The sequence below is a fragment of the Halomonas sp. 5021 genome, from assembly GCF_036663435.1.
Lineage (GTDB): Bacteria > Pseudomonadota > Gammaproteobacteria > Pseudomonadales > Halomonadaceae > Vreelandella > Vreelandella janggokensis.
In genome coordinates this window covers 1-11,939 of the sequence record NZ_JAXOVU010000026.1, presented here as the reverse complement: position 1 = coordinate 11,939, position 11,939 = coordinate 1, and the positions used below count along the sequence as shown (strand labels likewise).

The window sequence follows — 11,939 nt, the reverse complement described above, 5'->3', positions numbered from 1 at the left end:
GCCATGATCTACCTGATTGGCAGCCCGGTGGGCCGCCTGTTCGATCAGGCCAAATCCACATGAAGTGACGAAGAACCATAAAATCTTATAAGTGGTGAATTTGCCTTTTTATATTGACGACCAATATTACGCGCTGAGGATCGCATCAATTGCTGAAAATTATCGGCAAGGCACCGGGGAGACTGGGATAAAAAATTAACCTCATTTGATAGTTCTTTTAAGGTTCTGTTCAGGTTTATGACATATGGTTTCCTGCATCTTCAGATTAGGAAATTGTATGAAATACAAAATGTATGTTGTTAACAGCTTGGCGGTATCGTCTTTCCATCGCCCAATCCCTTACCTACCGCCGTCCCTTGGGTGTTGTCATCTCCAACGCAAGTATCAGCGGGGTTAATTTGGATGGCTATTAACGACTCACAGAAATATTACGGCTCGGTTAGCCGCCTGCTACATTGGATAACCGCGCTGCTGGTGACATTACAGCTCGCTAGTGCTTATATGAACAACTGGCAGCCGGGTAATGCATTCAGCCAATTATTTCAGCCTTGGCATGCCACTGTGGGCTTTATGATTTTAGCGCTTGTTGGGCTGCGAATTGTTTGGCTGCTTTTTCAAATACGCAATCGCCCTCCGCATCAAGGTAAGGCGGTGCTGATAGGCCATCTATCTATTTATGCCTTATTGGTTGCGGCCCCAGTGAGTGGTTTACTACAAGGTTTTGGAATTCGGTTATTTGATCATTTGGTTTCCAAGGGAATTGGCACACCCTTTGCAGAAACCTCGCAAGCAATACATGGCCCCATTGCTTATTTGCTGACCGTACTCATTGCAGGACATGTGTTCATGGCTTTATTCCACCACTGGGTTCATCGCGATGGCACGTTGTACCGCATGGTAGGGCATGCAAAGAGTTAATCCATGATGTTGTGCTATTAGGCCGCGAGCAGGTACCGCCTGCTCGCGTCATTAAGACTCAAGTGTCATGAATGGCTCATCTTCCTGATCGGTAAAGCTATAAACCTCGTAGGGCTCCTGCTGTGGCCCAGGCATGCCCGGCGTACCAATCGGCATACCGGCCAAGCCAATGCCTGTCAGGCTGGTCTTCAAATAGCTTGGTGATGGCTTCCATCGGTACGTGGCCCTCAATCCAGTACTCGCCAATACCAATGGTATGACATGAACCCAGTCCGTGTGGTACCCCGGCCCGCTGCTTGATCTCGCCAAGCTCAGCATCGTCCACATTGGTGACATCTACGCCCTGCTCTTCCAGGTGGCGAGCGTATTCATTGCAGCAGCCGCATTGAGGGTTTTTGTACATCGTTGCTTCATCAGGCAGTCCTGCCTGGGCGGCTGTTGCTCCCAGCAATAGCGAGCCTGACACCAATAGTGAAGTGGTTTTTAGGTTCATAAGCGTATCCTCTATTAATGAAAGAACTAATTGGCGCGGCTGAACAGGTATTTGATGAGTGAGACAATGCTCAATCCTACGAGTAACAGAAGCATGAAGGGCATTAACCAGGCTAACCAGCCCATTGAGGCCATTACTGCAAAACAGTCTGCGTTCATCATGGTGGCCTCCTGACAATAGCGTGATGTTTAAAACCACTGAAAGCTTACGACCTATGGGGTTACCCCTGGGTCAAGCCATGCCACCCTGCGGAAAAAGAAAGTTTGCTACAGATCATTTTTTTCTGGGCGAGTTCAGGCTCGTTTAAGGTTGGCGACGTATAAAGAACGAGTCACACTCACCTTGGAGGCAAATGACTATGCGCATGACCCATCTTACATCCAGCTTATTAGCTCTTTCACTGAGTATACTTGCCGGCGCTGCCTGGGCGGGACCTGGACACGGCGGCGGCGAAAGCGACCTTAGCGATGCTGATGCTGAGCGCACGATTAGCATCGACGCAGGCGATATGTGGTTCGACCCTGATGAGCTGGAAATGGCCGCCGGAGAGATCGTGAAATTTGAAATTACCAACACTGGCAGTATTGAGCATGAGTTCGTGATCGGCAGCAAGGAAGCCCAAGAAGCACATCGTAAAATGATGCAAGAAATGGCAGGTGGCGAAGGCCATGATATGTCCAACATGTCAGAAGGCGAAGGTCACGATATGTCTGATGGTAGTAGCATGGCAGCCGTTACTATTGCCGCCGGTGAAACCGAATCTCTACTATGGCGAGTTCCCGATAATGCTGACGAGTTAGAGTACGCCTGCAACATCCCCGGCCACTATGAATCCGGCATGTACGGTAATTTTTCTTTCTAAGCAGACCTTTTACCAATGAAACTGTTGCTATTAGAAGACGATGACTTGCTGGCCGAAAGCTTGGCAGAGAGTCTAAAAGACAACGGTTACCTGGTCGACGTGGCCCCCACTATTAAGGCGGCCACGTCGTTCATGGCCACCGAAGAATACGCGCTTGCCATTCTCGATATTGGGCTGCCCGATGGCTCGGGGCTTGAGCTGCTAGCCCATTGGCGTAAGCAGAAACGTGCCACTCCTATTTTGATACTCACCGCGCGCGACACCTGGGAAGACAAGGTGGTTGGCTTGGAAACTGGCGCCGATGATTACCTGACCAAACCCTTCCACGAAGCCGAGCTGATGGCTCGCCTAAAGGCCCTGCTGCGTAGGCAGTCTGGCCAGTTATCCCAAGTCATCACACTGAACGGGGTGTCTCTGGACGAAGCCGGTCAGCGCGTTTGCCGTGAAGACACCCCATGGCGTTCGCTGACTGCCACCGAGTTTCGGCTGCTGCGCTACCTGATGCACCACCCGGACCGCATTCACTCCAAGGAGCGCTTGCTGGAACAGCTTTACGCGTTGGAGCAAGACGCCCCCGCACCCAATCTGGTTGAGGTATACGTGGCTCGCCTGCGCCGGTATCTTGGCAAGCCAATCATCCAGACGCGCCGCGGCCAGGGATACGTTTTTGTTTCACGTTAATAAACGCAGCTTACAGTTTCGCCTGCTCGCCTGGCTGGGCGGTGTCGCGCTGCTGGTAGTCGGCCTGACCTGGCTACTGCACGGCGTATTCCTGCAAAATCTTGCCAAGGACTTTCTGGGCGAGCGCCTCAAGCGTGAAGCCGACCACGCGGTCGCACAGCTCGAACAAGACCGCCTGGCGGTTCCCACATCGCTAGCCTCGACAAGCGAAGCCTACCAGGTCTTTCATCACCTTTACGTGCTGCGCCTCAACGGAGAGATCAGCGCCTCAGACCCAGTCTGGCAACGACAACTTGCCCCACTACTTAACGGAAAAGGGGATGCACTGATCGAGGTAACGCGCGGCGAGCGACACTTATTGGTGTATCGCCAGCATTTCGAATGGCAAGGCGCCAACGGCGTGTTGCTGATTGGTGAGGATTTTTCCCAAGTCGAAGCAGGCCTAGCTACTTTGCACTGGTGGGTGGGCGGCATCGCTGCGGGCATGCTCGCGGTGCTGGTCACGCTCAATATGCTGGCCGTCAATCGCGGATTAAGGCCGCTTTGGCAACTGCGTTATCAATTGGAAGCATTGCAAGCGGGCGACCGCCAGCGCCTCTCGCTAAAAGCGCCCGACGAACTCGACGCGCTTGTTGCCCAGCTTAACCGCTTTATGGACGACATTGACCTGCGCCTTAAACGCTCACGTGAGTCGGTCGCTAACCTTTCCCACGCGCTGAAAACCCCGTTGGCCGCCGTTACCCAAGTACTAAGCGGCAACCGACCGATTGATGAAAACCGCCGCCGGAAATTGCTGATGCGCATCGAGGACATCAACGCCCAGCTGGATGCTGAGCTGCGCCGTGCACGCATCGCAGGTCCTCATGCGGGTCGCATGACCCACCTGACCCGTGACAGTCAACGTCTGATGGAGATGTTTCGTAGCCTCTACTCTGAACAGTTGTTCGAGCTGACGCAGGCGATTGACGCGCGCGACCAAGTGCCGATCGATGCCCACGATTACGCCGAAATACTGGGCATCGTGCTGGATAACGCTGGCAAATGGGCCACCAGCGAGATTCGCTGCCACATTAGCACCTCATCAGACGCACTGACTTTAACGATTGACGATGACGGCCCCGGCGTTGCCGAAAGCGATATGGTGCGCCTCGGCGAGCGTGGCACCCGACTGGATGAGCACCACCCTGGCTATGGCCTGGGACTAGCTATTCTCTCACAGCTGGTGGCGCGTTATCACGGTCGCTGCCAGTTTGAGCACAGCCCGTTGGGTGGCCTTCGGGTCATCACCACATTGCCAATGACAGGCGTCACCTCCGCTTAACTGCTTTTTCAGCGTTGATTCAGCTTTCTCCCCCAAGATGATGTCATTCATCAGCGATGGGAGTTTTACATGACGTGTTCGGACATCATCACCCACCCACTTTCACGCCGCCAGGTGTTGAAAGGCAGCGCGGCACTTGGATTGGGTTCCGCCGCAGCGATGGGCTTAAGCCCCGCCTGGGCTAACCCTTGGGGACGCACAAATGTCTATTCAAAGGGCGTGGAAGAGGGGCCTAATGTGTCGCTGGCTATCCGCCGCGAATCCATCCCGATTAATGGAAAAGAGGCTCGCCCGATTAGCCTCAACGGTACCAGTCCCGGCCCGCTGATCCGCCTTAAGGAAGGTCAGGACGCTGTATTACGAGTCACCAACCTGCTCGACGAACCCACCTCAATCCACTGGCATGGCTTGATTCTACCGCCGGGCATGGACGGTGTACCGGGCGTCAGTTTTGCCGGTATTGAGCCAGGCGAAACCTTTACTTATCGTTTTCCTGTCCGTCAGAACGGCACTTATTGGTACCACAGCCATTCCGGCCTTCAGGAACAGCTTGGTCATGCCGGGCCGTTAATTATCGACGCCGCCGAGCGTGAACCCTTTCGCTACGACCGCGAGCACGTGCTGTTGCTGACCGACTGGACCTTTGAAGAGCCCATGTCGGTGTTTCGCAATCTCAAAACCATGGAAGGTTATTACAACTTTCAGGAACGCACGATTGCCGACTTCTTCGCCGACGTACGCCAAAATGGCTTCGCCCAAACGGCCGAAATGCGCAGCATGTGGGCCAAGATGCGCATGAGCTCGCGGGATATCGCCGACGTAACCGGCAGCACCTACACCTACCTGCTCAACGGCCATTCTCCCGAGGAAAACTGGAACGCGCTGTTCAAGCCAGGCGAGCGTGTGCGCTTACGGGTGATTAACGGCTCGGCAATGTCCTACTTCGATGTGCGCATCCCTGGCCTCAAGATGACCGTGGTGGCCGCCGACGGCCAGCCGGTGCAGCCCGTTCCCGTCGATGAGTTCCGCATCGGCGTTGCCGAAACCTACGATGTGGTGGTCGCACCCGAAGATGATCAGGCCTACACCATCTTCGCTGAGTCGATGGACCGCAGCGGCTACGCCCGCGCCACGCTGGCGCCGCGCGAAGGCATGCAGGCGGAGATCCCCACTCGCCGTCAGATTGCCGACCGCGGCATGGAAGCCATGGGCGCTCACGGCATGGGGGGGATGGGCGGCATGGATCATTCCGGCATGTCGAATATGCAGGGGATGGATAACGCTAATATGGAGGAAATGGATCACTCGAGCATGTCAAACATGGGTGGGATGGATCATTCCAGCATGGAAGGCATGGACCATTCGGGCATGGGAGGTATGGCCAGCGAGCAGCGCAAAACACGCGAAAACGGCATGCTGGCGGCTGGTGAAGTACAGCCAGGCTCCCGCTACGGCCAAGCGGGTATTGGTATTGATCCCAACGAGCGCCGTGTGCTGGTTTATCGCGATCTGAAATCTTTCACTCCCTGGCCCGACCGTCGCGAACCCGGCCGTGAGCTTGAATTGCACCTTACCGGCAACATGGAGCGCTACATGTGGTCGTTCGACGGCCAGAAGTTCAGCGAGGTCTCCGGCCCCATTCACTTCGAAAAAGACGAACGCCTGCGCCTGATCCTGATCAACGACACCATGATGGAACATCCTATCCACCTCCACGGCATGTGGATGGAGCTGGAAAACGGCCAGGGTGAATTGATACCGCGCAAACACACCCTAAATGTGAAGCCCGGCGAGCGCGTGTCTGCGCTGATCACTGCGGACGCCGAGGGCAGTTGGGCGTTCCACTGCCACCTCCTCTACCACATGGATGCTGGCATGTTCCGCGTTGTTCAGGTTTCTTAAGGAGACAGTATGAAAATTAAGCGCTACGTAACCCTCGCCAGTGCCGCCCTTGGCATGACCGTCGCAACGAGCTCCCAAGCCGAAGACGGCTATGCGGCACCAGACAGTTGGCCCGCGCCCACTAAGGAACATAATATGGGCATGGCACTGTTTGACCGGCTTGAATACACCGTTCCCGACAAAGGTCAAGACGCCGTGGTATGGGACTTTCAAGGCTGGTATGGCGGTGACATTAACCGCGTTTACCTTAAATCGGAAGGCGAAAACGTTCAGGGTGACGGCGAAGATGCTGAGTTTGAGTCCCTAGAACTCCTCTATAGTCGCTTAGTGGCTGATTTTTGGGAGTTACAGGGGGGGATTGGTTACCAAGGCGGTGTCTTCTCCGATGATCACGCCGAACGTACTTATGGGGTGTTGGGCCTACAGGGAGTGATACCTTATGGCATCGAAACCGATGTTGCCATGCAAGTGAGTGAAGATGGTGATGTCGCCGCCAGTTTTGAAGGCGAATACGATCTGCGCCTAACACAGCGACTCTACCTACAGCCGCGCACCGAAATTGCCGTAGCCGCCAGCGAAGTTGAAGAATTTGGCGTGGGTGAAGGGCTTAACTCGGTGCGCGCTGGCCTGCGACTAGGCTATGAAGTGACTCGTCGTTTCGCCCCCTACATTGGTGCTTATTGGGAGAAAGAGTATGGCGATACAGCCGACCTTTCACGGGCCAGTGGCGACAATACGGAAGATACTGGGGTGGTTGCCGGTGTTAAACTGATGTTTTAGCGAACTCTGAACATAGATATTTTTTAACGTCACCCAGTGGTGGCGTTTTTTTTATTTTTTATTTTTAAATTCAGCTTCATTTCAAAAAAGCCATCTAATATAACCATGTCATCAACCAGAGGAGTAATCACCATGAAAGTTAAATCAATTATCTTTGGGTCGCTTGTAGCCAGCATCCTTTCAACACCTGCATTGGCTAACTATGGGACAAACAACCAGGATCTACCTCTACTTGAAAGAGGCGTCTCTTCTACACAATTGCTTGCCCAAGGCCAATCAAAACGTTTCAGTATTAACATTCAAGAAGCGACTACGCTGAAGGTAGCAAGCGAGCACTTCCCAGGCGCAACCAGCGCTGGCAACCGTATCTCTGCTGTGCTTTATAATGCAGCAGGACAGCAGGTAGCAGAAGCATCCAGCCCACGTGGTCATTTTGAACTGGTCCGCCAACTGCAGCCAGGCAATTATCAACTTGAAGTGACAGGCAATGCACTAGGAGGCACTAAAGAAAGTGACAATAATCGCTATGAATTACATGTTGACTATTAATATGTAGTCACTAACTTAAGATATGGGCCATTCTTTATGATGGCCCTTTTTATTTAACATATATTTCTCTCGCTGAAAAAAAATTTTAACCATAGCTAGAATTATCAAAATAAAGGAGTAGCTATACTTGCCTGAGTGCTGCACAAAGGTTCTATGATTTTTTTAAATACCATGTTCTTAGCGAAGGAAAATCAATGCCAATATCAACACCCACTGCCTCTGCACGGGTTTACCGGATGAAAACCGCCGAGCATATGTGCCCGTTCGGTTTGAAGACAGTTGATCTTCTCAAGCGCAAGGGCTTTAAGGTTGACGACCATACCTTAACGTCTCGTGATGAAATCGATGCTTTCAAAGAACAGGAAAACGTCGATACGACGCCCCAAGTGTATATCGGTGATCAACGCATAGGTGGGTACGAAGAGCTACGCAAACATCTGGGAATGAGCGTTCCTAATGCAAAAAAAACCACTTATAGGCCAGTAATTGCTATTTTTGCTACTGCGCTGCTGATTGGCTTGGCGATTAGCTGGGCTACTCAGGGCACGCTGTTTACTGCGCGCATGCCGGAGTATGCCGTGGCCACGGCGATGGTGCTGCTCGGCCTGCAGAAGCTACAGGATGTCGAAAGTTTCAGTAGTATGTTTTTGAATTACGACCTATTGGCCCAGCGCTATGTCCCCTATAGCTATCTTTACCCCTATGCCGAGACAGTTGCAGGCATTTTAATGCTGGCCGGAACATTGGTGTGGCTGGCAGCGCCACTGGCGCTATTTGTTGGCACGGTGGGGGCAATCTCCGTCTTTAAAGCCGTCTATATCGACAAGCGTGAGCTTAAGTGTGCTTGCGTCGGCGGTAACAGCAATGTGCCGCTGGGCTTTGTATCGTTAACCGAGAATCTGGTAATGATCGCCATGGGGCTGTGGATGCCATTACGTATGCTGGTAGGTTAAGCCCGCCTCTTTATTACGCCAAAGCATGCTCTGGGTCAGATAATTGACTGGCTTATATTCAGGTTGTGTTCAGCTAATTCAACCAGACTTGCTTAGCACTTATCCGACGCTTGCTTAAGGCGAAGAACCTGAACGCTTTGGGCTTCATTCTTAGGAGTGTTTGTATGGCTGACCAGGATAGAACGCCAAAGTACGAAGAAGGAAGTCTCTCTCTCATCGGTGCCGTAGCGCTAGGCACAGGGGTCATGATCGGGGCGGGTATTTTTGCCTTAACTGGACAGATGGCAGAAATGACCGGCCCTCTATTTCCTCTAGCTTTTTTAGCCGCCGCAATAATTGTTTCTTTTAGCGCTTACTCTTACGTCAAAATGTCCAATACCTACCCATCCGCCGGGGGTATTGGCATGTATCTGCAAAAAGCGTATGGCTCAACGCTCCCTACCGCTTTCCATGCGCTATTGATGTATTTTTCCATGGTCATTGCGCAGAGCTTTTTGGCGAGAACGTTCGGTTCTTACACTCTGGAGCTATTTGACCTAGGCGACCGCACTCTGTTTGTCCCACTACTCGGTGTGGGCTTATTGCTAGCGGCTTTTTTGATCAATTTATCTGCCAATAAGTTGATCGAGACAGTCGCCTCAGTGCTGGGTTTCATAAAAATTGGTGGCATCATCGTGTTTGGTGTTGTCGGTGTTTTTATTGCCGATTCTATCGACATGGGGACTGGTGGGGATGCGCCCCCCCCCACTCTCTCAGGTTTCTTGGGCGCGACGGCGTTGGGTATTTTGGCTTTCAAAGGTTTCACGACCATTACCAATAGCGGTTCGGAGCTGAAAAATCCAAAGCGCAACCTGGGCAAGGCCATCATGATCTCCATCGCGCTGTGCGTGGTGATATATGCGCTTGTAGGCTTTGCCGTTGCCAGTAACCTATCGCTATCCGAGATTATCGAAACTCAAGATTACTCCCTGGCGGCTGCCGCCCGCCCCGCGCTGGGTGAAGCCGCGGTTGGCTTTACCGTCATCCTCGCCATGCTGGCCACTGCAGGCGGGATTATTGCCAGCGTCTTTGCCGTTTCTCGTATGCTCGCCATGCTTACAGAAATGAAACTTGTACCGCATCGCCATTTCCACATGCCCGGTAGCCTGCAAAAACATACGTTGGTCTACACGATCGTGCTCGGCTTGATGCTTACCGCCTTCTTTGACCTTAGCCGAATCGCGGCGCTCGGCATTATTTTTTACCTGATCATGGATATCGCCATCCATTGGGGAGTTTTGCGCCATCTCAGGAAAAGCGTGGGCGCTAACGCGATTATTCCGACCATTGCCATCCTGTTAGATGTCCTTGTACTGGGTGGTTTTGTTTGGGTAAAAGCTATTGCCGACCCACTGGTACTTATCGTTGCCGTTACAGTGATGGCCGCGCTGCTGATCGGCGAGTGGCTATTTCTTGCTAACAGCAACAGCTCAACCGATAGCCACCACACGCACTCTCACTAATCACAACGGCACAAGGAGCAAATGAATGGAGATTAAAACGTTTGGCGATCTAATCGATTGGACACGTCAATTACATGCCCATCTTGCCGAGTGTTTGGCTCACTGCGCGAATCAGCACGAGGAAGAACGCGCGCAAATGCTGCTTAACTATCTGTCTCTTCATGAGGCAGAGATGCAGCGTGTAATTGCTAGCTTTGAAGGGACCGCAAGCGTTAACGTGCTTCATACCTATGTCTACGATTATCTCTCTCATCAGCCTATTCGCAGCCACCGAACCTGCGATGCGCCCTATTCCACGCTAGGAGCTGATGCTATCTGCAAAGAAGTACTGGATTTCCATGATCAAGCCATCAGTTTATATCGCAGCCTGATCGGCAGAGCCGAAATCCGAGAAGCCAAGGAACTGCTGGAAACACTTCTCGATTTAGAGGAGCACGAGGCTATGCGTCTATCTCGGCAAACTGAAAGAATGCACGATATCTAATAGAATAGTACATCTAAAAAAATGCCCCACTGCCTAGCTGCACAGTGGGGCATTGGTTATTAACGGCTTACATCATACGTTTAAGCTCGCCATAATCACCTTTAATACGCAGCTTAACGGTTACCTCCTGTTCATTTCGGTTACGGAAGAACCAGCCATGGTTCCCCGTAAAGGCAGCTTCCAATTCCCCCTCATCCTCAGGAACGCCACGTCCTTTTTCGTAGCTGATGGAATTACCACCGCCATCACCGTGGGTGTCAAAATTGACTGGCCCGCCTTCAGATGACCAAGCAAAGGTCGCAATAGAGCCTTCATCCATCGTCAACTTGTACTCGGTGCCCTCTCCGGGAGCAAGCGAGAAGCTTACTTCTTCACGCCACGCTGGCTCAGACGATATCTCGCCTTCGGTGAGTGTCGTATCAGAAGTGACATTGGCCACATCATCACTCGCTTCGAGCTGAGCCTCGTGCGACGTCTCATCAGCGGAAGGTGCCGATGCCACCTGTTCCTCAGCCGGTTCAGGGCTTTCATTTACCTCTTCGACAATGCGTATTTCAGCGGGCTGGTTGGTTTGCTCGGGGCCTTGTGCCGAGTTGGCGTTGGCTTGGTCAAGCTCGGCTTCCTCCGCAAGTTGGTTCTTGATTTCGCCCATTTGGGTCAATCCCAACAGACGGCCGGCCCCGATGGGGTCAATCGCGTATTCCGAAGGCAACACAACGGTAACCAATAAAACGCCCGCGATCACAGCGGCGAGCATGGTAGAGCGCAGCAACTTGGCCGTAGAGGGCAGTTCAGCGCGGCTTGGCATATCAGTGTTATACATATAAAAACTCCGAGATTTAGGAAACCATCAGGCCGGTTAATTGATAGCCCACCAATAGGAAACCAGCACTCATCATCGCCACGTTGGCGGTGTAAGCGTGGCGCAGAAAGCCATCCGTGCGTCGCCAGAATCCCATGACGATCAGGATGGCGCTCAGGGCCAGCAACTGGCCGATTTCCACTCCAACGTTGAAGGCCAACAGGTTAGGTAGAAGGCCGTTGGAGGCGATCTCGTACTCGATGATTTTGGTCGAAAGCCCAAAACCGTGGAAAAACCCAAATACCAGCGTCGCCACTTTGGTGTTGGGTTGAAAACCAAACCAACGCTGATAGGCACCCAGGTTATCCAGCGCTTTGTACACCACTGAGAGCCCAATAATGGCGTCAATAAGGTAGCTGTTAATGCCAATATCGAAGTACACCCCCAGCAGCATGGTGGTGGAGTGACCAATGGCAAACAGGCTGACGTAAATGGCAATGTGCTGCATGCGGTAGAGGAAAAACACTACCCCTAGCAGAAACAGCAGATGGTCGTAGCCCGTCACCATGTGTTTGGCACCGAGATACATAAACGATATCAGGTGAACGCCGTATATCTCCTGAATATATCCCTTGTCGCCTTCGGCGACCGCATGGGCCAGGACATCCCCACTGGTGCTCAACAGCACCAAC

The 11,939-nt window shown here is 52.5% G+C and carries 14 protein-coding genes; 10 read left to right on the top strand and 4 right to left on the bottom strand.

Annotated elements, in window-relative coordinates; translation table 11 throughout:
- Window positions 1-402 precede the first annotated feature (402 nt).
- Window positions 403-918 (top strand): cytochrome b, encoded by a 516-nt coding sequence (locus tag R3F64_RS19225; protein ID WP_332613221.1) that lies wholly within the window; start codon window positions 403-405, stop codon window positions 916-918.
- 97 nt (window positions 919-1,015) lie between these two features.
- Here the strand turns inward: R3F64_RS19225 and R3F64_RS19220 are convergent, their stop codons facing one another.
- Window positions 1,016-1,411 (bottom strand): DUF411 domain-containing protein, encoded by a 396-nt coding sequence (locus R3F64_RS19220; RefSeq protein WP_309780927.1) that lies wholly within the window; start codon window positions 1,409-1,411, stop codon window positions 1,016-1,018.
- A 26-nt stretch (window positions 1,412-1,437) separates the two neighbouring features.
- On the bottom strand, window positions 1,438-1,572 hold the full coding sequence (locus tag R3F64_RS19215; protein ID WP_309780925.1) for a hypothetical protein: 135 nt from the start codon (window positions 1,570-1,572) through the stop codon (window positions 1,438-1,440).
- Between the two features lie 203 nt (window positions 1,573-1,775).
- On the opposite strand from R3F64_RS19215, the gene R3F64_RS19210 reads away from it, so the two are divergent.
- From R3F64_RS19210 to R3F64_RS19170, 9 genes are all read left to right on the top strand, one after another.
- Window positions 1,776-2,273 carry a cupredoxin domain-containing protein gene (locus R3F64_RS19210; RefSeq protein WP_309780924.1) on the top strand — a complete coding sequence of 166 codons (498 nt, stop codon included), beginning with the start codon at window positions 1,776-1,778 and terminating at the stop codon, window positions 2,271-2,273.
- Between the two features lie 15 nt (window positions 2,274-2,288).
- Entirely contained in the window at window positions 2,289-2,954 is a 666-nt protein-coding gene (locus R3F64_RS19205; RefSeq protein WP_332613215.1) for a response regulator transcription factor, read from the top strand.
- Window positions 2,941-4,275: an ATP-binding protein gene (locus R3F64_RS19200; protein WP_085920389.1), complete on the top strand. Its 1,335-nt coding sequence runs from the start codon at window positions 2,941-2,943 to the stop codon at window positions 4,273-4,275. The genes R3F64_RS19205 and R3F64_RS19200 overlap by 14 nt, the downstream gene beginning before the upstream one ends.
- A 69-nt stretch (window positions 4,276-4,344) precedes the next feature.
- Complete coding sequence (locus tag R3F64_RS19195; RefSeq protein ID WP_253026793.1) at window positions 4,345-6,177, top strand: copper resistance system multicopper oxidase; 1,833 nt, start codon at window positions 4,345-4,347, stop codon at window positions 6,175-6,177.
- Between the two features lie 9 nt (window positions 6,178-6,186).
- On the top strand, window positions 6,187-6,957 hold the full coding sequence (locus tag R3F64_RS19190; RefSeq protein ID WP_199283577.1) for a copper resistance protein B: 771 nt from the start codon (window positions 6,187-6,189) through the stop codon (window positions 6,955-6,957).
- A 132-nt stretch (window positions 6,958-7,089) separates the two neighbouring features.
- Window positions 7,090-7,506, top strand: coding sequence for a hypothetical protein (locus R3F64_RS19185; protein WP_253026795.1), 417 nt, complete (start codon window positions 7,090-7,092; stop codon window positions 7,504-7,506).
- A 236-nt stretch (window positions 7,507-7,742) separates the two neighbouring features.
- Window positions 7,743-8,459 carry a MauE/DoxX family redox-associated membrane protein gene (locus R3F64_RS19180; RefSeq protein ID WP_442908844.1) on the top strand — a complete coding sequence of 239 codons (717 nt, stop codon included), beginning with the start codon at window positions 7,743-7,745 and terminating at the stop codon, window positions 8,457-8,459.
- 164 nt (window positions 8,460-8,623) lie between these two features.
- Window positions 8,624-9,961 carry an APC family permease gene (locus R3F64_RS19175; protein WP_332613210.1) on the top strand — a complete coding sequence of 446 codons (1,338 nt, stop codon included), beginning with the start codon at window positions 8,624-8,626 and terminating at the stop codon, window positions 9,959-9,961.
- Window positions 9,962-9,986: 25 nt separating this feature from the next.
- Window positions 9,987-10,445 (top strand): ATPase, encoded by a 459-nt coding sequence (locus R3F64_RS19170; protein ID WP_085920383.1) that lies wholly within the window; start codon window positions 9,987-9,989, stop codon window positions 10,443-10,445.
- A gap of 67 nt (window positions 10,446-10,512) precedes the next feature.
- On the opposite strand, the gene R3F64_RS19165 is transcribed toward R3F64_RS19170, so the two are convergent.
- Together R3F64_RS19165 and R3F64_RS19160 are read right to left on the bottom strand one after the other, a co-directional pair.
- The gene (locus R3F64_RS19165; protein WP_085920382.1) at window positions 10,513-11,268 is read right to left on the bottom strand and encodes a hypothetical protein; all 756 of its coding nucleotides are present in this window, start codon (window positions 11,266-11,268) and stop codon (window positions 10,513-10,515) included.
- 16 nt (window positions 11,269-11,284) lie between these two features.
- On the bottom strand, window positions 11,285-11,938 hold the full coding sequence (locus R3F64_RS19160; protein WP_332613207.1) for a HupE/UreJ family protein: 654 nt from the start codon (window positions 11,936-11,938) through the stop codon (window positions 11,285-11,287).
- Window position 11,939: the final 1 nt, after the last annotated feature.

Excerpts from the sequence above, each read along its gene's own strand:
- R3F64_RS19225 (WP_332613221.1), top strand. The coding sequence starts at position 403 with ATGGCTATTAACGACTCACAGAAATATTACGGCTCGGTTAGCCGCCTG.
- R3F64_RS19170 (WP_085920383.1), top strand. The coding sequence starts at position 9,987 with ATGGAGATTAAAACGTTTGGCGATCTAATCGATTGGACACGTCAATTA.
- R3F64_RS19175 (WP_332613210.1), top strand. The coding sequence starts at position 8,624 with ATGGCTGACCAGGATAGAACGCCAAAGTACGAAGAAGGAAGTCTCTCT.
- R3F64_RS19190 (WP_199283577.1), top strand. The coding sequence starts at position 6,187 with ATGAAAATTAAGCGCTACGTAACCCTCGCCAGTGCCGCCCTTGGCATG.
- R3F64_RS19185 (WP_253026795.1), top strand. The coding sequence starts at position 7,090 with ATGAAAGTTAAATCAATTATCTTTGGGTCGCTTGTAGCCAGCATCCTT.
- R3F64_RS19195 (WP_253026793.1), top strand. The coding sequence starts at position 4,345 with ATGACGTGTTCGGACATCATCACCCACCCACTTTCACGCCGCCAGGTG.
- R3F64_RS19180 (WP_442908844.1), top strand. The coding sequence starts at position 7,743 with ATGAAAACCGCCGAGCATATGTGCCCGTTCGGTTTGAAGACAGTTGAT.
- R3F64_RS19215 (WP_309780925.1), bottom strand. The coding sequence starts at position 1,572 with ATGATGAACGCAGACTGTTTTGCAGTAATGGCCTCAATGGGCTGGTTA.
- R3F64_RS19220 (WP_309780927.1), bottom strand. The coding sequence starts at position 1,411 with ATGAACCTAAAAACCACTTCACTATTGGTGTCAGGCTCGCTATTGCTG.
- R3F64_RS19205 (WP_332613215.1), top strand. The coding sequence starts at position 2,289 with ATGAAACTGTTGCTATTAGAAGACGATGACTTGCTGGCCGAAAGCTTG.
- R3F64_RS19210 (WP_309780924.1), top strand. The coding sequence starts at position 1,776 with ATGACCCATCTTACATCCAGCTTATTAGCTCTTTCACTGAGTATACTT.
- R3F64_RS19165 (WP_085920382.1), bottom strand. The coding sequence starts at position 11,268 with ATGTATAACACTGATATGCCAAGCCGCGCTGAACTGCCCTCTACGGCC.